17 protein-coding genes are annotated in these 24,341 nt (G+C 47.7%); 4 read left to right on the top strand and 13 right to left on the bottom strand.

Annotated features, from left to right (window positions below):
* Positions 1 to 383: 383 nt before the first annotated feature.
* From ACIDITHRIX25_RS83425 to ACIDITHRIX25_RS83415, 3 genes are all read right to left on the bottom strand, one after another.
* Positions 384 to 1,580 (bottom strand): aminopeptidase P family protein, encoded by a 1,197-nt coding sequence (locus ACIDITHRIX25_RS83425; protein ID WP_052604534.1) that lies wholly within the window; start codon positions 1,578 to 1,580, stop codon positions 384 to 386.
* A gap of 133 nt (positions 1,581 to 1,713) precedes the next feature.
* Positions 1,714 to 3,933 (bottom strand): heavy metal translocating P-type ATPase, encoded by a 2,220-nt coding sequence (locus ACIDITHRIX25_RS83420; protein ID WP_201731981.1) that lies wholly within the window; start codon positions 3,931 to 3,933, stop codon positions 1,714 to 1,716.
* Positions 3,934 to 4,065: 132 nt separating this feature from the next.
* Entirely contained in the window at positions 4,066 to 4,272 is a 207-nt protein-coding gene (locus ACIDITHRIX25_RS83415) for a heavy-metal-associated domain-containing protein (RefSeq protein WP_052604536.1), read from the bottom strand.
* A gap of 85 nt (positions 4,273 to 4,357) precedes the next feature.
* Between ACIDITHRIX25_RS83415 and ACIDITHRIX25_RS83410 the strand changes: the two genes are divergently transcribed.
* On the top strand, positions 4,358 to 4,684 hold the full coding sequence (locus tag ACIDITHRIX25_RS83410) for a metal-sensitive transcriptional regulator (RefSeq protein WP_052604537.1): 327 nt from the start codon (positions 4,358 to 4,360) through the stop codon (positions 4,682 to 4,684).
* Positions 4,685 to 5,177: 493 nt separating this feature from the next.
* Here the strand turns inward: ACIDITHRIX25_RS83410 and lipA are convergent, their stop codons facing one another.
* The 5 genes from lipA to ACIDITHRIX25_RS83385 all read right to left on the bottom strand — a co-directional run bounded on the left by lipA (position 5,178) and on the right by ACIDITHRIX25_RS83385 (position 12,061).
* Complete coding sequence (gene lipA, locus ACIDITHRIX25_RS83405; RefSeq protein WP_052604539.1) at positions 5,178 to 6,821, bottom strand: lipoyl synthase; 1,644 nt, start codon at positions 6,819 to 6,821, stop codon at positions 5,178 to 5,180.
* Between the two features lie 142 nt (positions 6,822 to 6,963).
* The gene (locus ACIDITHRIX25_RS83400) at positions 6,964 to 8,412 is read right to left on the bottom strand and encodes a dihydrolipoamide acetyltransferase family protein (RefSeq protein WP_201731980.1); all 1,449 of its coding nucleotides are present in this window, start codon (positions 8,410 to 8,412) and stop codon (positions 6,964 to 6,966) included.
* Complete coding sequence (gene lpdA / locus ACIDITHRIX25_RS83395) at positions 8,405 to 9,805, bottom strand: dihydrolipoyl dehydrogenase (RefSeq protein WP_235347560.1); 1,401 nt, start codon at positions 9,803 to 9,805, stop codon at positions 8,405 to 8,407. Before lpdA ends, ACIDITHRIX25_RS83400 begins: the two co-directional genes overlap by 8 nt.
* 398 nt (positions 9,806 to 10,203) lie before the next feature.
* Positions 10,204 to 10,896 (bottom strand): ribonuclease HII, encoded by a 693-nt coding sequence (gene rnhB / locus ACIDITHRIX25_RS83390; protein WP_052604542.1) that lies wholly within the window; start codon positions 10,894 to 10,896, stop codon positions 10,204 to 10,206.
* A 58-nt stretch (positions 10,897 to 10,954) separates the two neighbouring features.
* Positions 10,955 to 12,061 carry an adenylate/guanylate cyclase domain-containing protein gene (locus ACIDITHRIX25_RS83385; RefSeq protein ID WP_201731979.1) on the bottom strand — a complete coding sequence of 369 codons (1,107 nt, stop codon included), beginning with the start codon at positions 12,059 to 12,061 and terminating at the stop codon, positions 10,955 to 10,957.
* Between the two features lie 50 nt (positions 12,062 to 12,111).
* Between ACIDITHRIX25_RS83385 and ACIDITHRIX25_RS83380 the strand changes: the two genes are divergently transcribed.
* Entirely contained in the window at positions 12,112 to 12,825 is a 714-nt protein-coding gene (locus ACIDITHRIX25_RS83380; RefSeq protein WP_201731978.1) for a glycosyltransferase family protein, read from the top strand.
* A gap of 41 nt (positions 12,826 to 12,866) precedes the next feature.
* Positions 12,867 to 13,622 carry a PIG-L deacetylase family protein gene (locus tag ACIDITHRIX25_RS83375; protein WP_152625842.1) on the top strand — a complete coding sequence of 252 codons (756 nt, stop codon included), beginning with the start codon at positions 12,867 to 12,869 and terminating at the stop codon, positions 13,620 to 13,622.
* Between the two features lie 636 nt (positions 13,623 to 14,258).
* On the opposite strand, the gene ACIDITHRIX25_RS83370 is transcribed toward ACIDITHRIX25_RS83375, so the two are convergent.
* The 5 genes from ACIDITHRIX25_RS83370 to ACIDITHRIX25_RS83350 all read right to left on the bottom strand — a co-directional run bounded on the left by ACIDITHRIX25_RS83370 (position 14,259) and on the right by ACIDITHRIX25_RS83350 (position 22,607).
* The gene (locus ACIDITHRIX25_RS83370) at positions 14,259 to 15,797 is read right to left on the bottom strand and encodes an AMP-binding protein (protein ID WP_235347561.1); all 1,539 of its coding nucleotides are present in this window, start codon (positions 15,795 to 15,797) and stop codon (positions 14,259 to 14,261) included.
* A 201-nt stretch (positions 15,798 to 15,998) separates the two neighbouring features.
* A complete protein-coding gene (locus ACIDITHRIX25_RS83365) occupies positions 15,999 to 18,914 on the bottom strand; it encodes a relaxase domain-containing protein (RefSeq protein ID WP_201731977.1) in 2,916 nt (971 codons plus the stop codon).
* 478 nt (positions 18,915 to 19,392) lie between these two features.
* Entirely contained in the window at positions 19,393 to 19,656 is a 264-nt protein-coding gene (locus ACIDITHRIX25_RS83360; protein WP_052604547.1) for a DUF6295 family protein, read from the bottom strand.
* A gap of 11 nt (positions 19,657 to 19,667) precedes the next feature.
* Complete coding sequence (locus ACIDITHRIX25_RS83355) at positions 19,668 to 20,408, bottom strand: dienelactone hydrolase family protein (RefSeq protein ID WP_082058460.1); 741 nt, start codon at positions 20,406 to 20,408, stop codon at positions 19,668 to 19,670.
* 261 nt (positions 20,409 to 20,669) lie between these two features.
* A complete protein-coding gene (locus ACIDITHRIX25_RS83350) occupies positions 20,670 to 22,607 on the bottom strand; it encodes a helix-turn-helix transcriptional regulator (RefSeq protein ID WP_201731976.1) in 1,938 nt (645 codons plus the stop codon).
* A 680-nt stretch (positions 22,608 to 23,287) separates the two neighbouring features.
* Here ACIDITHRIX25_RS83350 and ACIDITHRIX25_RS83345 point away from each other — a divergent pair.
* Positions 23,288 to 24,193: a cytochrome c oxidase assembly protein gene (locus tag ACIDITHRIX25_RS83345; RefSeq protein WP_052604549.1), complete on the top strand. Its 906-nt coding sequence runs from the start codon at positions 23,288 to 23,290 to the stop codon at positions 24,191 to 24,193.
* Positions 24,194 to 24,341 lie beyond the last annotated feature (148 nt).

Raw genomic sequence — 24,341 nt, 5'->3', positions numbered from 1 at the left:
TCTAAACCCCAACTCAGATCGCCAGCCTTGTCCAAAAGCTTACGACAAATTTGGGTTCACCTTCAACGAGGGTAGAAAGTTTAGCTACTTCGTCTTGTGAGATTGGTTGTCTTGCGGGCCGTGCAATATGCAATCTCTTGTTCAAAAGCCAAAATCCAATTTAACATCGTGGCCCCATCCAAAGTAAAAACCAAAACGTAAAGACGAAGGAAGGAGTAAAAGCCACGAAGTAAAAGCAACAGAGAGCTTAAAACTGTTAGTCCCAAGCTCCCTTGAACTTTGCCATGGGTTTAGCGACAAAAGCGAACCCCACCAAAAGATGTAACGATCATTGCTTTGAAATTTAGTAGCTCCAAGTCAACCTCTAAAAAGCCCACAAATGACTAAGAGAGGATGCTCAATTCACGCGATGCTCGGTTCAAAGAGACACCCATATGCTCACCCACGACGCATATGTCCTCGATTCGCGCCCCGAACTTCCCAGGAATATAGATACCCGGTTCAATGGAAAAAGCAGCATAAGCCCCTAATAAAGTCGAGTTCGTAGAGGCAATATAGGGGTCTTCATGTTCCTCTATGCCAATGCCGTGGCCAGTCCGATGGACAAAGAACTCGCCATATCCGCTTGCCTCTATGACATTTCGTGCAATCGCATCTAGTTCTGCTCCTGAAAGCGCGCTAGACATCTCATCTCGCGCCTTGGTCTGAGCTCGACTCAAAACGCCATAGAGTTCAACAAATTCTCCCCCGAGGTCTCCAACTCCTATAGTTCGAGTGATATCGGAGCAGTAGCCGGGTTCTTCGCCCAATCGAAAGACTCCACCAAAATCACATACGACCGCATCACCAATAGAAATTATCCTATCGCCTGCCTCATGATGGGGACTTGCCGAATTAGGGCCAGAACCAACGATCGCAAAGTTGACCTTGGCCAGTCCTTCCGCTACAAGTCGGCTAGAGAGTTCATCGGAGACCTCTGCCTCAGAACGACCCAAAACTGCAATTTCTCCAGCCAACAACTGATCAGCGACTCGATCTGTTATATGTGCAGCCCGAGCAAGCATAAGAAGCTCAAGGCTGTCCTTTTGACCTCTCAAACCCTTCAGAAGACCAGAGGCAGAGATAAAGCGTGAATTTGGACAGGTATTTTGAAGCTCCAACAGTGCTGAGGCCCACATCCGATCGGAGACCCCTACAAGGTCCGCCTTTGAAAGAAGGGATCCAATCATCTCGTATGGATTTGAGCCCTCTTTCCATGGCCGTAATTCAAAAAGTTCCGCGTAGTGGCGAACTCGTGGCGCCTCCAACTCTGGAACGAACAAAACTGGAGCAACACCACGTCTAACCACAAGTGCAGTTAACCTCTCTAGGGGCATTGCTTCATATCCACTGAGCCATGGCAAATCAGCTCCAAGTGAAAGAATCAATGCGTCAACACCAGCCTCCTCAAGGGCAGATTGGGTTGATTCAAGACGGTTCAACCTTGAGGCATGAAAGCCATCATCACCGACGGCCCTCAGAGCATCCTTCACAAATACCTCGTCAGATAATTTGTCAATCAAAAAATGAGACTGAACCAATCAAAACACACCCTATCAATTCATATCGACTTACAGATTGCCCCAACATCACCGCCAGTCACATTGGCGAGACGGCGGTACCACCAAAAGATTCTACCAAAGAGATCTATGACATCGAGGATGCAAATCGTCTCTAGCGTCGCATAAAGCCGAAAAGGCGCAAAGAATTGCCAACGACAAAGACTGACGAGAAAGCCATTGCACTTCCAGCTATGACCGGGTTTATCAATCCGGCCATAGCGATTGGAATCGCCGCGACGTTATAAGCAAAAGCCCAAAATAAATTAGTGTGTATGGTTCTAAGAGTTGCTCGCGCAACCAAGATTGCCGAATAGGCCCCACTGACACCGCCTAAAAATACTGTGATGTCTCCGGACTCTTGTGCTATCGCAGATCCGCTTCCCATCGCCACTCCCAGATCGGCTTGCGCAAGGGCAGCTGCGTCATTAATGCCATCGCCTATCATTGCGACCCTTGCCCCCTGGGACTGTAACTCTCGAATGTAGTCTGCCTTTTCACTCGGTGTTGCACCAGCTACTACCCGTTCAATCCCTAATTGTGACGCGGTAATACGAGCACTTTCTTGATTGTCACCGCTCAAAAGAACAACATCTAAATTTGACTGGCGCATCTTTTTAAGGGTCTCAAAGGCGTCATCCCTTATCTCATCGCCTATGGCCATAAATGCCACGACGATACCATCAAGGCCAATATAGATACGGCTCAACCCAGTTGTAATGGAGACGTTAGAGATATAGGCGTCAACCTTGCTTTGAAAGGAAGTGGAGATTTCGAAGCCTGAACTTAGACAGAAATCCAACTTTCCGATTGCGACAGAATGGCCGGCGACTTGGGCCATGACCCCAGACCCCACATATGACTTGAAGAGATCCGCCTTTTGTACCTCCAGCTCCCTTTCCTCGGAGAGAGAGACGATAAAACGTCCAATGGGATGGGTGGTTGCCGCTTCAGCACTAGCGGCCATCGAAAGTACAAAGTCATAATCAAAACCAACTTCTAGGAGTATCTCCTGAAGTGTCATCGTTCCAGTTGTGAGAGTTCCGGTCTTATCAACAACGACCGTATCAATCTTTCCTGCAGCCTCTAGAGCCTCTGGACCACGGATAAGAATACCCATCTGCGCGGCACGCGACGTTCCAACCAGAATAGCCATAGGGGTAGCAAGTCCAAGGGCACAGGGACATGCGATTACCAAAACCGCGATCGCACTTGAAAATGAGAGTGCGATTGAATCACCGATAATAACTCGAAACAAGAAGGTAGCTATTGCGATTGCAATAACGCTCGGCACAAAGATTCCCGATACCTTATCGGCGATGGCTTGAACCTTGGCCTTTTTTGCTTGGGCCTCTTCAACCATCGACACAATACCTGCGAGCGCCGTATCCGAGCCCACCTTGGTAGCCCTAACGACTAAAAAGCCATCAACGTTCAGCGACCCACCGACGACCTCCATCCCTGACTTGAATCGCTTGGGCTCATATTCCCCGGTCAGCAAAGCCAAATCCAAGAGGGCTTCACCCGATTCGATCTCACCGTCTGTTGGAACCTTCTCCCCTGAACGTACGGAAAACCGATCGCCAGGACGAAGGTCTACAACATCGATTTCAACCTCAATGTCGTTGTTCAATATCTTATGTACGACCTGGCCATTACCTAATAAAAGAGAGCGAAGCACACTGGTGGATCGTCTCTTTCCCTTGGCTTCTAAGTAGCGACCAAAGAGAATTACCGTGATAACGACCGAGGCGGTTTCTAAGTAGATGTCTGGATGATGCGAATTTATCGAGGCCGTCAACGAAAACATCATCCGAAAAGACGGGCCTCCCGCATCGGTAAAGATCAGCGCGTACAAAGACCAAAGATAGGCAGCTAATGAACCAAGTGAGACGAGGGTGTCCATGGACGAGGTCAAGTGTCTCGCATTGGCGATGGCGGCTTTATGGAATGGAAGTCCGCCATAGATAAATACTGGAGTTGCTAGCGCAAGTGCTACCCACTGCCAGTATTGAAATTCCAACGATGGAACCATAGACAAAGCTAAGACAGGAAGCGACAAAATAGCCGAGATGATCAGGCGATTCCTAAGTGGATTCAGGTGATCTAGATATCTCGACTCATCATCAATTTCACCACTACTCCTATCATTCCCCTCAATCAACGACGCTCCATAGCCAATGCCAGATATTGCATCTAGAAGATCCTGCGTCGTCAAAAGGGAAGAGTCAAAAGAAACTGAGGCCTTCTCTGTGGCGAAGTTCACATTTGCGCTCGCACCATCTAAGCGATTCAAGCGCTTCTCAATTCGAGCCGCGCAAGAAGAGCAGGTCATCCCAGTTAAGCATAGCTCCACACTCTCGCCCATAGACTTATCATCTATTGTTGAATTTTCGCCAACCGCCACAGTTGTCTGCCTTTCGATAGTGAAGTCCTATCGAGACTTCGTCTCTTGAGGGTTAGAAGATCAAACCAGCTGAGCTTCGTAGCCCGCTTCATCTACTGCATTAAAGATCTCAGCGTCATCGAGCTTCTCGCCCGAAACTACAACCAATTTCGTCTCAAGATCGACGTCAACCTGCGAAACGCCCGCAACCTTATCGATTTCACCTTTGACCGCTGCCACACAATGGCCACAAGTCATTCCCTCAACCTTGTAAGATTTCGTCTCCATTTTTCCTCCTAAGATATATACCCTACCCCCCTAGTGTATACTTAGATTAAGTATTTATCAAACTGCTAAGCTACAAAGGATCGGAATGGACTCAGAAGATTTAGAAAACTCTCCCAATGAGCTAGTCGGAGTCTCGAGGGGCTACACCTCATCCAAGGGCGATCTACTTGAGCGGATCGCAAAGATAGAGGGACAGATCAGGGGCGTAGCTAAAATGGTCGAAGCGGATCGATACTGCGTTGACGTACTTACCCAAATATCGGCAATTCAAGGGGCTCTCAAAAAAGTCGAACTCGGGTTACTAGAAGGGCATCTGAGACACTGCTTGATTGGCCACGGTGGAGGACCGACCGACCCTAACGAACAGACCGCTGAGGTAATGGGCGTCGTAAAAAGGATAGTTTCCCACTGATTCATCAAATAGCCACATCAAATAGCCATTGGTAAACCACCTTGAAACAGCTTCGCCAACTCGGCCCTAAAAGATCTAGAGCGAAATGACTTCAGCGCCTTAGCAATGAAACTGACCAAATAGGCGTCAGGTCGCTGTTTTGAATTTTCGATCTTGATCCACGGAAGATTCCAAGCCCCCCGTGTTTCGTCGGGACTAAGTCTCCTACATAAGATGATCTCCACGGACACAAATCTCCAAATTTTGAGACGGAACAGAAATGAAGTTCAAGATCGACCAAATTGTTTCACCAATGCAATCACATCGCTCAAAGTCCCAAGGATTCAAAGAGTCAAGATCACAAATTCAAATCCTATGCAATTCCGAGTGAGATCGTCCATCTTTGAGATCTACCCATGTGACATATCCGCAAAATCTAGCCAAAAAGAGAGTGTTGACCCCGTCTTACATAGACGAGAGTCAGCAAAAAACAGATGTAGGTCCCATCATCCAGCTAGACCTTGATACCAAGTCCCGCCTCCTTGGCGTGATAAGACGACCTAGTATTTGGCGAAGATTCGACGTGTCGGATCCCCAATGCTTCCCCATATGATTTCAGCTCGGCGAATTCTTTGGGCGTATACCACTTCGAAACTGGAAGGTGCTTTCTGGTCGGTCTCAAATATTGCCCAATAGTTACAATCGAGACTCCAACGCTAGCCAAATCCCTAAGGGTCGCCTTGAGCTCATCCATCGTCTCGCCCATCCCTACGATAATCCCTGATTTAGTAACCAAACCAGCCTTTACGGCACCTGAGAGAACCGACAAACTGCGCGCGTAGCTCGCTTGGGGTCGCACAGCCCGCTGGAGACGAAGAACGGTCTCAATATTGTGATTCAATACATCGGGAGCTGCCTTATAGATGGCACTTAGAGCGTCTTCGTCGCCCTTGCAGTCAGAGATCAAAACCTCGACCCCGATATCTCGACCAAGTCGTCGAATCTGGTTTATCGTCTCAACAAAACCAATTGCTCCCCCGTCACTAAGATCATCCCTAGCCACGGCAGTAACGACGGCAAAATCAAGGCCCATCTTTTCAACGGCCAAAGCAACCCTTCGGGGTTCGTCAAGATCGAGCGGTAGCGGCCGATCGGTCTTGACGAGGCAAAATCCACATGCTCGAGTACAGTCTTCGCCATTGATCATGAACGTCGCGGTCCCTTGACTCCAACATTCATAAATATTGGGACAACCGGCCTCCTCGCAGACAGTTACCAGATTTAGGCCCCTCATGGTTTCCTTGAGTTCCTGATACTCCGAACCCATCTTGGTCCGAAGTTTAATCCATTCAGGTTTGGTCTTTGAAATCGAAATTCCCTCTGCGGTCCCAACGCCAGCGCTCGCCAGTCTTCTATCTAGAGAGCGAGACTCCGCCATGGCATCAACCTTGGGTGCCACCTTAATGATTGAATCCACCAAGTTTGGATCTTGCATTGAATAGCCATCAGACGAAGAAGCTCCGTAGAAAGATGCCTCAGAAAAACCAAAGATTTTAGGCGCCAAAGATGCCACCACGCCAACAACGTCTTCCACTTGACAGACACTACCCTCGGCTTGCATCGAGGTAACCCCGTATTCGCTGATACCACACGGAACAATGTTAGAAAACATCTCCAAATCTGTAGTTACGTTCAACGCGAAGCCATGCATCGAACGTCCCCTAGAGATTCGAACCCCGATAGCCGCAATCTTTCTGAGACTACCATCCTTAGAGATCGTCCATACACCCGGAAAGCCAGGGTTTCGCTGTCCTACAATTGAAAATTTATCTAGAGTTGCGATTATCAAATCTTCAATCTTCGCGACAAAATTAGGGGTTGAATTTTGCTCCGTAGCTACATCTAAAATTGTATAGCCAACGAGCTGACCCGGGCCATGGTAGGTGACGTCTCCGCCCCTGTCAACCCTAACCATTTCAGCCCCAACTTGTTTGGGGTCTACAAGAATATTGGAGATATCAGCCCTAACGCCCAGGGTATAGACGTGATTATGCTCCAACAGTAGTAGATGCTGAGCTTTCCCAGAGTCAAATAAGCCGTGTTGAAGGGTATAAGCATCCCGATAAGCCACCTTCGACAACCAACGAACCTCTAACATCTACAACTCCATCTTCAAAATTAGATTTACTTTTAAAATTTAGCAAGGGTGTGGATCACTGACCTAAGGTCAGTGATCCACACCCCCGAATCAACAGACTGAAACTTGCCCTTCTATACCCAATAGGGAGCGTTCTAAAAAATTAGAACTCTTGAGCCCAATTCCAAGTCTCAATGATCTCTTTCATTCGCGCTAGATATGCAGCCGCGTAGGCTCCATCAATTACCCTATGGTCAAAGGTAAGCGCAAGAATGCCAACCGAGTGAATCGCTATGCTCTCAGATCCATCTGGAAGGGTAATCACTACGGGTTTACGCTTGACACCATCGGTTGAGAGAATTGCTACTTGTGGCTGATTGATGATCGGAGCCGTCATAAAGGTTCCATAGGGACCAGGGTTGGTGATTGTAAAAGTACCACCAGCCAAATCATCAGCACTCAATCTCTTAGTTCGAGCTCGAGTCGCCAAATCTTTGATATCTCTAGCTAGCCCTGTAAGTCTCTTTTGATCAGCTCCATGAATAACTGGCGCTATCAGACCCTCAAGATCAAGATCTACCGCTATTGAAAGATTCCGATCATGATGGACGATCAGTTCATCATCGCCCACAGATGCATTCAACCGAGGAAAGGTGCGCAATGCCTCCACTGTCGCCCTTGCGACAAAAGGAAGATAGGTTAGAGAGAATCCCTCTTCTCGCTTGAAGGCCTCCTTGAGCGATGCACGAACTCGATCTACCGCTTCGAAGTCAACCTCGATAGCAACTAACGTGTGAGCAGATGTGGCCTTAGATCGAACCATATGCTCTGCTGTGCGTCGTCGAATATTATTAAACGGAATAATCTCATCTCGAGCTCCAGCGGTAGCAGGCGGGAAAACGTCAGCATGAATTGGCTGGCGATTTACGATCTGAGGTACCTGAGAAATAGTCTCCGGAAGACGCGGCGCTGGAGCTGGTGCAGCTACCCAAGCCGGTGCAGCCGGTGCAGCCGGTGCAGCCGGTGCAGCCGGTGCAGCCGGTGCAGCCGGAGCTGATTGCGACCGAGCGACTTGATCCAAATAGTCCAGAACGTCAGATCTAGTAATTCGACCTCCTGCACCAGATCCCTTGATAAGCGAAACGTCCAATGAATTTTCATCAATCAAGCGTCGCACAACTGGAGAGAGAACCAATCCCTCGACATTTCCTAGCACGGCCACAGGAGCTGGGGCTGGGGCTGGGGCAGGGGCTGGGGCTGGGGCTGGAGCCGGAGCAGGGGCTGGGGCTGGAGCTGGAGCTGGGGCTGGAGCCGGAGCTGGAGCTGGAGCAGGAGCCGGAGCCGGAGCTGGAGCAGGAGCCGGAGCAGGAGCCTCGCTGGATTCTCCAACGATTGCCAAAATAGTTCCTACCGCTACGGTGTCTCCCTCTTCAGCCAAGATCGAAGTTAGATAACCGCTGGCCGTAGATGGTACTTCCGAATCGACTTTATCTGTCGAAACCTCAAAGAGCACCTCGTCGATGGCAATTTTATCACCAACTTTTTTTAGCCACTTTGTAATTGTGCCTTCTGTAACTGTTTCGCCAAGCTGTGGCATTAAGATCTCAGCCAACGTGTAGACCCCTTCCTGTTAAAGCTATTACCGTTTCGCCGAATGTCTCGGACAATGTTGGGTGCGGTTGAATAAAGTGTGCAATTTCTTCAGCTGTTGCTTCCCAGTTGACAGCCAAATAACCCATCCCCAGTTGCTCTGTTACCCATGGGCCAGCCATGTGAACCCCAAGGATACGTCCTGCGCTTCCATCGGCGCGCTTTTCCGCAACAACTTTCACAACGCCCTCGGTTTCACCTATAATCCGAGCACGTGAGTTGCCTCCGAATGGGTCCTTCTTGACGATGACATCGTAACCGGCATTTCTAGCCGCTTCCTCTGTCAATCCCGCGAAGGCTACTTCTGGGTGTGTATAGATACACCATGGTACATTGACGTAGTCTACAGGTATCGTGCGCTCTCCAAGAATGGTCTTGATTGCTACTATGGCCTCAGCAAAGCCCACGTGAGCAAGTTGTGCAGTAGCCACTAAGTCGCCAATTGCAAAAACACCTTCCTCAGAGGTCCTCATATATTCATCCGTTTGGACAAATCCTCTTTGATCAAGATTTACAGATGAGTTGCCTCCAAGAAGCTTCTCGCTAAATGGACGTCGACCCACTGAGACGATAACCTTGTCGACATGGACGCTACTTCCGTCTCCGAAGAAGAGGTTGGTCCCCTTCTCCCCGGGAGCATGTCCAGTGACGGCCACTCCGGTGTGCATTGCGATCCCACGCTTCCTGAAGGATCTAACAACGACATCTGCAACATCTTTATCACATCCCGCAAGCAGAGTGGGCATGGCCTCCAAAATAGTTACCTTAACGCCGAGATCTGACATCATTGACGCAAATTCGCAACCGATGGCTCCGCCACCTATAATCGCCACGCTCTCGGGCAGCTCAGACATTGCCAGAACTTCGTCCGAGGTAATAATGACTTCTCCGTCTATTTCAAAGCCAGGTATCGTACGAGGAACGGAACCCGCCGCCAAGATAATAGAATCCCCAGTGACAATCTCGCCACCGTCGATCTCTACCTTACCGTCACCAATGTAAGCACCAAAGCCCTCGATGATTTCGATTTTCCGACCTTTCATAAGGCCGGAAAGACCTTTCCAGAGCTGATCTACGACTCTCTGTTTGCGATTCTGTGTTATTGAGAAGTCGATCGAAGGCGGTGTCGTAAGAACCCCGAACTCCTTAGCTGACTCTACGGCGCGAAAAACGGCGGCACTCTCTAGGAACTCTTTGGCTGGTATGCAACCTCGATGAAGGCATGTCCCACCAACTTTTTCCTTTTCGACTACGCATACGCTCAAACCGGCGCTCGCACCGTATAGCGCTGCTGCGTAGCCTCCTGGGCCACCCCCTATCACGACGACGTCAAAATTTTTAGACGTCGCAATCACCTCCTAAGTAAGTGGTCCCAAACCACAAAAATAAGTCAAAAGAGCAAAACTCTTCCGACCTCACAACTCTATGCCCAAAACACCACAATTGGCAAACCGACACAGATCCAATCTCATATCAATCTATTGTCAATTTCACATCCAAGAAGGTCGCAGACCAAATAATGACTCGTTAATTGCAATTACCCTTATCGATTCTCATCTGAGACTTCCGAAGATAAAATCACCCAAAATCTCCTTAGGGCTGGAACGCGCAACAGCAGTGCCACGTTGGTAATTTAAAATTCAAATCCGCGATCCGACAGGAGATAATATCGTTACCGACGTCCATCTAGGGCCCACCACTGAAGCCATATAGATGAAAAGTATGCCCTAGGTAAAATTAATCGTTTGGGTCCTTAGCCTTCAAGTAGGTGATCTTCCCGAGAGGTACCAAGCGGCGACCAATCACATTGAAGTTTCATAGTTGCCACATAACTCCAGCTAACTCTATGTATCGCCGACAGTCCATAGACCCTCAATGACCTACGATGTTGTATCGAAGGATAGCCCTTGTTTCTCCAAAAAGACCAAAATGGGTACTGATCGTCGATAACTACCATGTACCGGTCTCGATTGACTTTGGCCACAATGCTTGCAGCGCCGATCAAAAGAGATCGGGAATCACCTTTTACAAGAGGAACTACTCGACATCCCGGCGAGACCACGAAGTCCACCCTGCCATCCAAAAGAATGAGCTTTGGCCTCTTCCCCAACGACTCCAATGCACGCGATGTTGCAAGGGATAGTGCTCTCGAGATCCCGTATAGGTCACATTCATTAGCGCTACACGACCCAACTGATCCGAAAAAGACCTCCAAAATCGCCTCATTAGCTATCTCGCGTTTCGATGGCGACAACACTTTTGAATCATCAATCAACCCAATTAGCGGGTCACCCTGCAAAAGAGCCCGTAACTCCCCAGCTGAGATACCGACAACGCCAACGCTCAGCGGCCCAGCCCAAGAACCACGACCCACTTCGTCGACCCCAATTACAAGATCCGAGTCATTCAATCCATCCAAATATCTACCAGTAGTGAGATCTATCACACACGACCCTTTCGACCTCCAAATACCGATCAGATGGAGTCTATGAAGTCAACCTGATTCACAAACTCGACAAGGCAACCTTGGAAGTCGGCCCACTATCCCTAATGACGTAAAGCTCAACAGATCCAATATCCTTGAGATATCGAGGTTGCAGTGCCCGCAAGACAAAATCGCCTTCATCTCGAACATGATCAGCAACCTCTCGGGTTATCAAAACCGTACCTGGCGCCGCTATATTTACGATCCGACTAGCGGTATTTACTATAGGGCCATAGTAATCTCCGTCCTGAGAGAGCATCTCTCCGAAGGCTATTCCAGCACGCACCTCAGAGAGCAGCGAATCTCTGCGATATTCAGCCGCAAGTCTAAGCCCAATTTCACATGCCGCCATTGGGTCCTCTGCGACAAACATAACCTCGTCGCCTATCATCTTGACTATTCTACCACCAGCATTTGTTACGCTGTCAAAACTAACCTGCTCAAATCGACCCACCACTTTCGCAAGTTCTTCATTGCTAAGTTGCTGAGAGATAACCGTAAAACCCACCAAATCTACAAAGCCAATAGCCAGCTCGACGACAGCCACATTCTGTGCTCCGTTATCAAAGGCAAGCATCGCCCGACGCGACGCCGCATGCAGGTGGCGCAGCCAGGTATAGACAAGCAATTGAGGCACAGCTGGCACTACATTGGCGCTATAGCGAGTAAAGCGATCCGCTAAGGATATCGGGTCCACTTCACCAAATTCATCCCCCAGCGCTCCAAAGGCAGAGGATGAGACGATTTCGGCTTCAGCAAAGCGCGCCATCGAAGATCCCATTACACGAGCAAGCTGAAGAGCTATTTCACGAGGCAGCTCACCTTCACCTAAAAGAATTTTTAGTGAGTGAGCAGCCTGCAAATCGAGTTCAGTAAAGACCATCTCGTCGTTCGTAAAATCCCTAAAACCCAGTGCTCGCCATAATCTCCGCAAAACCAAGACCTCGACGCCCGTTGCTTTTGCAATTTGATTCGCAGAGATTCTGCTAGATGGCGGCCCTAACAACTGATCTACAGCAAGAAAGTGAATCGAGCCGTCTTCTAAGGCATTGAGAATGTCGCTGTCACGGACCCCGCGTTCCCGCAACATCTCCACGAGTCTTACTGGCAGTTCGTCCAAGCCCAAGGCGCACTCCTCTTCGATAACATTAATGGTATGGCATTGCGGGGTTCGCGGTGGCATTCGAGCAGCATATGCTCGAAGATTGTGAAGAAAATATGGCCCTAGCAAATCCAAATGAAGAAAATCAACTCAGTGGCCTCGCAGTAATAATCCCTATTAGATCATTCGCGAACGGCAAAACTCGACTTGGCCCTATTCCTTATCAATCTAAAGCCGAAATAATACGTATAATCGCCAAATACATTCTCGATGCCGCATCTCCCATTGAAAGGTTCGTGATCTCTAGCGATCTTGGAGTTGAAGCTTGGGCGACTTCTTTGGGTGTTTCGACCCTCAAAGACAATGGAGATCTCAATACCACTCTTCGAGGGGCAACTAATCTGCTATATAAACAGGGCTATCGTCGATGTGCAATTGTGCTCGGAGATATACCATTACTCCGACACCAAGACGTTCTAGACGTTCTTGGCCATGGAGACTTTGCGATCATTACGGATCGCAATCATGAGGGAACCAATGTAATGGCCTTTGACCTACCGCTATCGATTCAGCTCTCATACGGTCGATCTTCACTGGCTTCCCACAGGGCACTTATTGAAGAAAGTGGCGCAAAATGCGAAGTTTTACAACGCATTTACCCCTGTTATGACATAGACACCCAAGGCGATATCGTCTCCCTTGGAAAACTTATACGCGACGATCCAAAACTACCATCTGATTTGCACGAGCGCATTCAAACGATACTGTCAGTTCTTGGCCATAAATGATGATTAAGTTCTAATTCTAAAACTCAGAAAGCGAGAAAACCTTGACGTCAACGTATCTTCGAAATAGGCCTGAGATCGAAACTGTGATAAAAAGACCAGCTATAACTATGGCCATTGGCGCACACCCTGACGACATCGAGTTCGGCGCGGGTGCCACCTTGGCCAAGTGGTCAGCTCAAGGTGCCCAAATCATCTTTGTAATCATGACTGATGGAGCAAAAGGAACCTGGGACCCAGAGATAAACCAGCACTTGCTTGCGGTCCGTCGTCAAAAAGAACAGCACCGCGCAATCGATAAACTCACATCAAATGGAATAGTAGAGTTTCTCGATGCCATCGACGGCGAACTAACGCCCACCGCACGGCGGATCGCACAGGTGACGAGCCTAATTCGCAAATATAAACCAGAGACCATAATCTCCCACGATCCATGGAAGCGCTATCGTCTTCACCCTGACCATAGAAACACCGGCTTTATCGTTACCGATGCGGTAGTGGCAGCTCGTGATCCCCACTTTCTAAAGGAGTTAGGAAGCCATCATCGGCCTTCGCATCTACTGCTCTTTGAGGCAGACGAACCCAATTATATCGAGCCACTCACTCCCGAGTATGTTCAAGCAAAGATAGATGCCTTAATGTGTCACGAATCCCAACACGAAACATCGATGGAAATAGCTGGCGAATCCACAGATGAAGTTACTCGCTTTGAGAAACTTGTCTTTGCAATGGCCGAAAAAGTGGGAGACAAAGCAGGGGTTTCACTAGGCGAAGAATTCCATATTATCAACGATATCTAAAGGTCAAGCTGTAGTCCGAATCCATGACTATCAACGACTGCTCTAAGGAAACAGCACATCCAAAAGTTCAATAGCATAAAGTGCGCCGCAACTTCGCTCTTGATCTTTTGGTATTTGCCCCTGCAATATCTGACGTTTAAAAGTTTTACGGTTCAATCAAAACCTAGCCTCTATGGCCATGACATAGTTTCGATAGGCTTGATTATTAGCTAATTAGCGCTTTGAAATAACGAGGATTTCATGTTCGAAGAGGGCATTGGCACATTGCGCCTTTCAAGATTACGATATTCCGCTAGGCAACCTCACCTAATTCGAGATTAAAAGTTGGTAGAGTCATTCCGTGCCTATGATGCAGATGCAAAAACGCGACTTAGAAGATAACAGCTACCGCGGAGGTGTACCGCAACCAAAAAGAACTCCGCCCATTCTACAAAGCAGCTTTACAAGACTCTATCAAGACTTGATCGCTATCGCGATACCACTGTGACAGAATTCTAAATGAAAATCAAAATTGATTGGAATGAGCCAAATCAGCCCATTCCAATCAATTCATAGTTATCGAATCTCTAAAATCAATTGCCTAGTTGCTTGTGGCCATACCACTTACAAAACTATACCTTATGATCTCATTCGGTATTAATTCACAAGACGAGACTTGCCTTCCCAATAAGGGGCTCGAAGCTTGAACTTTTGAAGCTTACCAGTGGCAGTCCGAGCAAGTTCGCCTCGAAATTCAACTGTCGTTGGGCATTTGAAGTGTGCCATCTTGGTTCGACAAAACTCAATTATTTCGTTCTCGGTAACTTGAGAATCCGGCCTCAAGACGACGAGAGCCTTGATGGTCTCCCCCCACTTCTCATCCGGAACGCCAATGACCGCAACCTCTAGAACCTCGGGATGCTGAAAGACTGCATCCTCAACCTCGATTGACGACACGTTTTCCCCACCTGTTATAATCACGTCCTTCTTGCGATCAGAGATCGTTAGATAGCCATCCTCTATATAGCCGCCGTCTCCGGTGTGGAACCAACCACCTTCCAGGGCATCTCCGGTGGCCTGGGGATTTTCCCAATATCCTTCAAAGACCTGATTACCCTTTACAAGAACCTCGCCGTTCTGATCGATATGGAGACTGGTGCCAATGACAGGCGCACCTGCTCTAGAGAGCAACTTTGCCCGCTCGCTGATTGGCTTATCATTCCATTCAAAACGGTGACTATTGAAAGTGAGAACCGGCGATGTCTCTGTCAAGCCATAGATTTGCATAAACTTCCATCCAAGCTCGACCTCGATTCGTTCAATCGTCCTAGATGGAGGTGGCGCACCAGCAGTAACAATCCGGACAAGTCCACGTCCAGGAATGTCAACCCCATTTGCGCGCCTCTTCTCGGCAGCCGTCAAAACTGCAGCCCACACAGCAGGTGCTCCGCACATTAGAGTGACGCCGTATTCTTCAATGCGAGAAAGAATATCCTCGCCGTCAACCTTTCGAAGGACTATATGTTTTCCACCCATACCGGTGATCGCATAAGGCATCCCCCAACCATTCACATGGAAAAGAGGCAACGTGTGAAGGTATACATCGTTGTCATCAACCATGGCATGCCAACCAAAGATTGCCGAGTTCATCCACATATTCCTATGGGTTACTTGAACTCCCTTCGGTCGGGCAGTTGTACCTGAGGTGTAGTTTATCGAGCATGTAAATGACTCGTCTGCTTTCCATGGGGTCGGACCCACAGCGTCATCTGGGAGCTCTCTAAAGAGTTGCTCATCTTGAACTCCGTCCAAGATGATCTTAGACTTCACCTGAACTCCCGCTAGAAGCTCCTCATACTCGGGGTCAATCAACAAAATAGAAGAACCTGAATGTTCCACTATGTAGGAAACCTCTTCAACGGTCAACCTAAAGTTGATAGGTACTAAAATTCTACCGTACCCGCTAACTCCATAAAGTGCTGTGATCATCTTGCCAGCATTGGGAGAAAATATAGCTACCCTTTCCCCCTGGGTTATGCCCATATCCTCTAGGACTTTTGCCATATTTCTAGCTCTTTTATAGAGGCTTCCGTAAGTTACGTTTCCCATCGAACTTGCAACATTGGGCTCGTCCACTATCGCTATGCGATCAGGATAGACCTGAGCGGCACGCTCGAGATAATCTAAGACATTCATTTGAATAAGCAACTTTTGGTCCCCCTCAACCGAGCGACCCATCCGGGGTCGCACAAATTTACACGCTAGAGGCTCGATCATCACACAAGTTAATCTGAGCATCGAGCAACTAAAATATATCGAACTTTATCCTTTTTATCAAGGCCGCGGCGACGCTACACATTACAGGAAAGCATTTTCATATTTTCGACGGCATAAGAGCTAAATCCCTAGTGTTGAATTCGACCTTCGTCCAATGGAGCTAAGACGCTGATTTCGCACCTTAAATCTTGAACTATTATGCATGTAATCATCGGCTAAATCCTCCTCCATTTTTTCTTCATTATATCTAATTTGCATCGTCAATAAGCGACGTGAATTTTTTAGCATTCTCTGTGTGCTATGCGAATATTGGTGAGTTTGTTTTCCCTCATCGTTGAGCGAATGTTCAACCAAGCTAAGGATCTTATCAAGACGAACGCCGGTACGACTCTGGTCATCAAGCATCTTATTGCCATCAAAATCGTCGTCAATAAGTGGTATAGCTGCTTTAGATAAGATCACATCGTGAAGACGATGATTCATTTCGATGAGCATTTCATCTCTAATAATAAACCCATTGCTGCCATCCGTATCACCAGACAGAGCGATCCTGGCATGGTTAATTTCGAATAGGTCTCCGATGCTCAACTCCTTATGATTCGGCTTTGACGACCAGGCCACAAGATTTTGACTATCATTTGGCAACAAATTGACAGTTGTAATTCCTTCATAAAAGCCTTTCGCACGAGGAAGATAGCCGCTTTTAGAAAAGACTCCAACGCCACTAAGTATCCTTCTTGACATCAGCTCACTATCTCGACTAGGGATCGACTTGGAGATGGGATCGGTGAGATAATAGCGCTGGCCATCGCCGGTGGCTTCTCGCAATTCATAATTAGAATCAGAATGCTCCAGCCCCGCTTGACTATCGATAGTCTGACTAAGATCACTGTTCCTGGAGTACATCCGTTGTAAGTCTGAGTGCGTAAAGTACCCCAATGTGGCATATCCCGGAGGCATAGCACATTCTTTTGTTTTAGCTTCTTGGCTATAAGAATGAACCGAGCAGACCTCTTGGTAGGACAGAAGAGGCTCATTCGCAGAGTGATTTTTGATCTGACGCACCAGCGATGCGCTCTCCAAGTGGTCGTGGTCTCCCATCTCTTGAATCTTTTGCCAGGTCAACTTGGATAAGGTATCCAAGTTGTATCTATTTCCTACTTCAATGACCTTTGGTAACGGCGCAGATCTACCTCTCTCCGAGGCAACGATAGTGTTGTCGTAGACATAGCCAGCAACCCTTGTCGAAGTCTCTTCGACGAGGGCGCCAAGACTAGGATAATAGACGACCGATGAACCACCTATTTCAAAGTTGAGAGCGACCGCTTTTGAATTTAGCATTCGATGGTGCGACTTTGATAGCTCCAAAGTGTTGTCATCCATCGAATTGGCATCCATCTGGCTCAAAAAACGTCGCCAATTCGATCCCCTACCTATGCTAAGTCCCGAGAGCTCACTCGAGCGACGCTGGTCCACTTGCAGGATCGTTAGTTGTGATCCCTTATCGATCGCATCGAAGATCGCCTCCAAGTGTCCCGGCTCAATTCTTGTCGAGAGCAATAAAGTCCCCCTCTTTATCACCTCAAGATCATCAACCCCGATCCTTCTTATACAGGAGACGACTTGCTCACCGAGGATCTTTGGACCTACTCCAAAGTCATCCTCAAATGAATAAATTGTCATCGACGACGCTTTGGCTTCTCGTAACGCGTTATCTAGGGTTATCACACCGGCTGCATCACCTTGAAGTGGAATAAAAGACCATTTCCGCACTTCATTAGAAGGATCTAAGCCAGATGAAATGGCACCATTTAGCGCCTTTGCGTCATATATACGAGCGCTCACCGGTAGGCCACCATGATTTTGGCCAACTTCCAAAATGGAATCTCCGATCTCCATCTTCTTATCTAAGGTAAAAGAAGAAAAGGTATCTCGAGAGAGTTCAATAAAGGCTTGATCTGAATACCTTGGGATATGGAAGTCGAAGATATAGCTAAGCTCAGAAGCTTTTTGGATCTCCAATTCACCCTTTCTGTAGTAGAACTTTCCCATCAACGACGTCATATCCAAACCGTCACGGGTAATTCGACCGTCTATCCGGGAGATGACATCGTCAATATCACTTTGGAAATAACCCCTCGGTGGAGAAATCTTTGGCATCTCCATGGAGAAAAAGTTCTTTTGTCGAATTATGCCGAGCTGAGCCGTGGCAGCATTCTTCCAGTTATCCACCATCAGATCGAACGAGATCTCGGGGGGCTTCTCGTTCTTTGTGGCAAATGCCGCAACCTTTCGAGCCGATCTCGAACGAAATCCACGCTGCGTCGAATAAGTATCTATTTGATTTGAGCGTCCCGAAAAGATCCCCGACGTAGCCAATAGCTTGGAATCGACAACCAATCTATCAAAATCCACTCGTTGCAAATCAAGGCTAGGATCTCGGCTCAGAGCACTCTCAAAGGTACTCAAATAAAGCACCTCCAGAGAGTCGGATGCATATTGAATGCCATCTGCCATCAAAGCTCTAGGGGTGCCACTTGAATCTAGAGCGGAGTTTGCAATCAAAAGGTGCGAATGCAGGTGTGGATCGCACGACCTTGAGATCAAATGCACAAAGTCAATGCCACACCCCTTGACCTGTTCGTAGGATTGTACTCCTTGAACGGTCCGCTTTATATAGAGATAGTTAGCGGTGATCTCCTGGAAGACAGTGGCAACCGCGCTCCTATGCGCACTTATGAGTGCACCCTGCGTGGTAAGATCCGAGATCCCCAGCGCCACAGAAGTCCACTTTGGGGCCGGAACTATCACCTCGAAGGCCTTATATTTTCTTCGATCTAGCTTCGGATCATGCCATCCGATTGAAAAATTGCCTTCACTTTCAAAAATTGAGTTGGGCACTTTCGATAGACCGTGACCCACCATAGCCGTAGGTTCCAAACAAATAGATCCAGCGCCTGTTGTAGAGAGGGCACGGCTTTCCCTCTCAAAATATCCAAAGTCACAAGCAGCCCGACCCGAAACGATAATTGGCATCAAAACCACCCCGCACGAATAACGATCGTTACCTTGGGCAATTGCCAATTATCTAACAAATAAGGACTTCAATAGGCCATAGGGCGTATGAATATCTAGTGGTTTTTCCAGGAGCGTTTTAGTCTCAATGGCCGTTAAATCAAAGCCGCCATCTCAATAATACAACACAAGCCGACTCGAAAATCCAAAGGAGCCAAAGTCTTAACATCTATACAAATAAACCAAATGGGATCTTCAATAGAGCCAACGCACAATCTGACAACGTCGCACACGAAAAGCTAAACCACAAGCGTACCCTAAGCCAAGCCCGAGATATGTAATTTAAAATAGAGATTATCCACAAAAGCCCACTCAGAGCCGATTCGCTTACAACTCCTACCAGAAGACAAAAGGCCCCAACCGCGAGATGCCCTAGCGGTTGGTTAGCCTCCGGCTCATTTGAATTGAGGTGCCTACCACGAACACAGATCGATCTAAGTTACTGTTGTAGCGCGAGCGGGGCTTCCTCAAGTACTGCCAAGATTGTATTGGCTAAATTTCGAGCACTATTTGCATCCAGCTCGAGGGCGACTCGATAGGATGCATCCATCTTAGAATTCGTAACATCAATATTCAACGTATGCGGCGTCATGGCATGTACCGGGTGGTCAAACGAGACCGTCGCTCGATCGACGTCGATCCACCCCTTTGTACTCTTAGCGCTACCCTTCGCAGGTATAGTCTCAACTATATAGGTACACATCTGCGAACCTCCTAAAGCATTCGATTGAAGAACTCTTCAACCAAAACCCATCCTTTATTTGCCGCTTCTATACGATAGCTGGGACGGTCGGCAGCGAAAAATCCATGACCGGCATTTTCAAAGGTGTGAAACTCATGGACCTTATCAAGAGATGTCAAGATTCTCTCAAGTTCCTTTACTTCATCGGGAGAGGGGAAGGTGTCTTCGATCCCAAATAAACCCAACAACGCACCGCTAAGATTTGCAGCTTGGTCCGCCACGGGAAGAACGCGAATTGGAAACTCTGGAGCAGGCGAATTTACAACGAATGCGCCATAACAATCTACAACTGCATCAAAGTCAAGGTTGCAAGCCGCGAGAAATGCTTGACGACCACCCGAGCAATAACCTATTACACCCATGGTGCCACTGGAATTATCGAGCGATCGCAAATACTCGCTTGCCCCTGCGACGTCGCCAATCAAGCGATCGTCGGGAACTCCGCCGTTGGCACGACTGGCTGCTGCTGCGTCATCACTTTGCGCCTTCGGAGCATCTCTGTAGTGTAGATTTGGGCAAAGGGCGTTAAAACCCATATCAGCTATTCGCCGCGCTATCGCCTTCGTCTCTCGATCATAACCAGGCATGTGATGAATCACAACTACTGAACCTGTCGAAGTTTCACCTACGGATTTAGCCAAATATCCTTCAATAATGTCACCATTGAATCCGGGGAAATTGACGGTTTCACAATAAATGCTTCTATCTCTCAACTCAAACTCCTAAAAAATCTCCATCGGGTTAACTTCAAGGCCGATCCAAAACTGATGATCCATACCACCAACCTCAAGATCTCCACAAATGCGAAATTACTCAAATGCTTCACTTTGGACCTCGTAGCCGAGGCGTCTCGGAACCTTAGAGGTATCCTAATATCAATACAATCAGTTCATTTACCATGAATTGACCGTGGTTTCAAAAAAATACCCATGCACGGGATGAATCGCTGGTATAAAAGACCAAGCCACACGCTATCAACCAAAGCGACCGCGCAGTTTGAACAGAGCGTCTCGTAAACCAGCGACAACCTCATTGGGAAAGATAACCTTTACGTCACCCACGGAAGAAGCTACGAAATTCCTCAACCAGATCTTCGAGACTATGTTAACTTCGGCAACTAGATAACTTGGATTACGCGTACTTTGAATTGTTCGATGAGGAATCCTTGCGATCCTCCATGAACTATTGGAGTCTATGACTAAAAGAACGCTATCGACGTCTTGATCCGACCCGAAATTAAAGTCTGTTGCATTCAACTCCTCGTCGGTTGGAAAAACGGAAATCGCCTCGTCAAGAACGACCACCTCCGCCACACGATCCAATCGGAAAGTCTTCAAAGCCTCAGAGCTGTGACACCATCCAAGTAAATACCAATGGCCATCACGCACAAAGAGGCGCAATGGATCGACATGTCGCTCTGAAAAAGCTTGATTGGTCAAAGAAAAGTATCCAAATCTAAGCGACTTCTTATCGCCTTGAGCCCTACGGATCTCTGTGAGATTTCTGGTACCCTCTACGTCTAAGACCAAGGAGTCGCTGAGATCGCTATCGAGCCCAAAGACATCAAATATCTTGCCTATTGCACTGGTAAGTTCCTTTTGACCAACAAAATCCCCATGGGCTAAGGCCAACTTGGCGCTCAAAGCTGCAACAAAAAGGTCGGTAGCACCCAACCTTAGACCGCTAGCAAAGTCTTCAGAGATGCGGGCAGTGATCTCATCGCCATCAACGATAATCTCTATCAGTTGATCTGGCGTAAAAGGTGGCAGACCACAACAGGCCACTGTCTCTAGAAGTCCACCAACTGCCGACTCGGGAATTCCAAACAATAAGGAGATCTCTTGAGTTGTAGTATTTGGGTTTCGATACAACCAGGGCAAAAGCGACATTATCCTTTTGAACTTTGAAGTTCCAGATTCACGTCCAGCCTTCTTGGTGGACGGTGACAATTCGGCGGCGATGAGACTTTGATATTCCTCTATGTATTCAGTCTCTTCTTCTAAAACTACTGTTTGAAACTCCAGCGAACGGCTTAGCAGATCGAAGGCTCTCCCTCTAGCACGTGGTGGAGCTACCAACTCAACCTGATCACCAAATTCGATCAAAATCGAGACAAATGCACCAAATCCAGAGATCGCAGCCGAGGCGTGCACCGTTTTATTGTCGATTGTATTTACAACCAATTGAGGCAACCTGTCGATTACAATGCTCAAAATCTCTTGAGGAAACTCCAGCTCGACGATCTCTTCATCTTCCCATCGAACCGACGTCGGACTTTCGGGAAGCACAGTAGAGACATCTACGCGATCTCCGGGGTCGAATTCCTCGGAGGTAATCTCTATATCAGGATCAAAGTTCTCAATTCGAAAACTCTTAACGAGCAATTGGCCTTCTTCTCTGGCGATCAAGTACCAAGTGCCCCAACGAAACAAGACTCCAAATGGAAGAAGACGCCGCTCGATGTTGTGATATCTCGCCCTCACCACTCGATAACGTTGGATTGCCTCAAAAAACTGTGAAACGAGAGGAACTCTAGGGACATAGGCCAACTCAATCCGCTCACCCTCCCAAACGCAGCCCAGTTTTCTCGCTGAATCGAGCCCACTCTCGTTGCCAAACTGCACCGAGGCCATGGCACCGGCCAACGCGAAAGCCTCATCTAAATTAAGCATCGGTGCAATTCGAGCCTCTTCCTTTTTAGTTACCAAGTAGGCATCGCCACTAGTTTGTGGATGAGCGACCGTAGTGATTGGAAGTCCTAGCGCTTTTAAGTCTCGCTTAGCGCGTTCAAAAGCCTGCCGTCGTGCTTCGGGTGAGTCGGGAAAGCCACCTATGTGATCGGTGATCTCAGCCAGAGAGAGCGGCCGACTTGCATTGGATAACAAAAGATATAGATTTAAAAGTCTGCTCAAAGGGTCTGAAGTGCTCATTATCAATTGATGCTACCAAACAATTCAAAGCTTGGTACGATACTTTTACACCATTTGAGAAGGGATTGGTAGCTCTTAGGACAACTCCTTTTGGCCCAGGTCCAGGATGAGTTGCAATCAAGTAATTAACATATTTTCCAAATGGGTACAGATGCCACAATTACCCTTTAAATAAATCCCCATAAACCGCTCTTTTTATGAAACCTAAAAGCCTCATTTTACGACGTCTAAACTTGCTGTACTATCGACAGGCAAAAAAATGCCAACTCACTTGACCCCTTGGGAGATCAAAAGCACACCTAACGATTGCAGGATCTCCGAACTCTCAGAGTCTAAACTTCCAACTTCTCATGAAATTCGCTAACCATCAATTCATAACTTAGCAATTTAGGAAAAGCCAACAGGGCGCCATGTCTAACATTCGAATTTTCGGGATTATAATCTTCTAGTTCACGCCCTGGAGAATTCCACCGGAGTTAACCATGTCATTTCGATAGGCGTTGACAAAACCTTAATTTGTCCCCTGGATTTAAAGACCAAATCAACTACGGGTTACTAGCGGACCATATGATGTATCATCTTATTCCAAGGTAATTATTTAATGTTCATAGATGGGAACAAGCCCTGCTTCTATCGTACTTAGCGAGTGAACTTGGATCGAGATGATAAAGCACAACCCTTTGACATTCACATTCCATCTCTTTGTATTTGCCCTAACACTGTTTTTAGCTATCTTCTATCCAGTGTCGCTTACAGTAGCTACTTGGAAGCGACAAAAGCGCGCCTCCACTAATAAAATCCCACGAGGTTCCAACCTCACCCTTATTGCACTAACGCATACATCGCGTCGAAAGGTACTTAGTTTCTATTCGGGCATCGCACTTGGCTTTATAGCCCTGAGCTGGCCAATTGGAGATTTAGCGCGTCACTACTCCCTCTTTGTCTACCTTGTCTCAAATTCAATTCTTCTGCTGGCCGCCCTACCTTTAGTCTTATTGGGTCTGCCAAAGTGGTTTTATGCCGAAATTACGCGATCTCGCCAACTTGATCGCCTTGCTTCAATTGCCACCAACCCCATAATCTCGACCATCGCATTTTCCAGCGTTGTAATTGCCTCAATGGTCCCATCGGTAGTCTCCTGGGAGACCTCTTCGGCTTTATATTGGAATCTCTTCCACATGGCTGAATGTGTTGGTGCGGCGATGATGTGGTTTACGGCTCTCAATCTTCTTCCTGGCCTGAGAGGTCTTGGGTCGATCGCAAGAGTTGCCTTCTTGTTCGTTCAATCACTGCTACCTACCTTCCCCGCCATTGTCTTGATCTTCGCAAGGCATTCGATGTACAATCCATATTCGCATGAAGCCAAAAAGATAGGAATTAGCCCACTTGCCGACCAGCAGTTAGCAGGGGGAACAGTAAAAATAATTTCGATCATAGTTTTCTGGTCAATAGCTGCAATAATTCTGGCAAGAGCTGCAAAAGATGAGGAGTCTGGATCCTCCGGCCCCAGTTTCACTTGGGACGACGTAGAACGAGAATTTCAGCGCACTGCACCTATAGATCAATAGAAGGTCACTACCAAAACCTCTCGCAGCCCCACCGCTGTGACCACGGAATCTACAGGAAAGGCGAGATTTCCTATTATGCTAACCTAGGTTAATTGACCCAAAAGGTCTACCGACTCCCCCATTCTCTCCTAATATAGCTTCCCGGAGT

The sequence above is a fragment of the Acidithrix sp. C25 genome, assembly GCF_904848545.2.
This window is presented reverse-complemented; position numbering and strand designations above follow the sequence as displayed.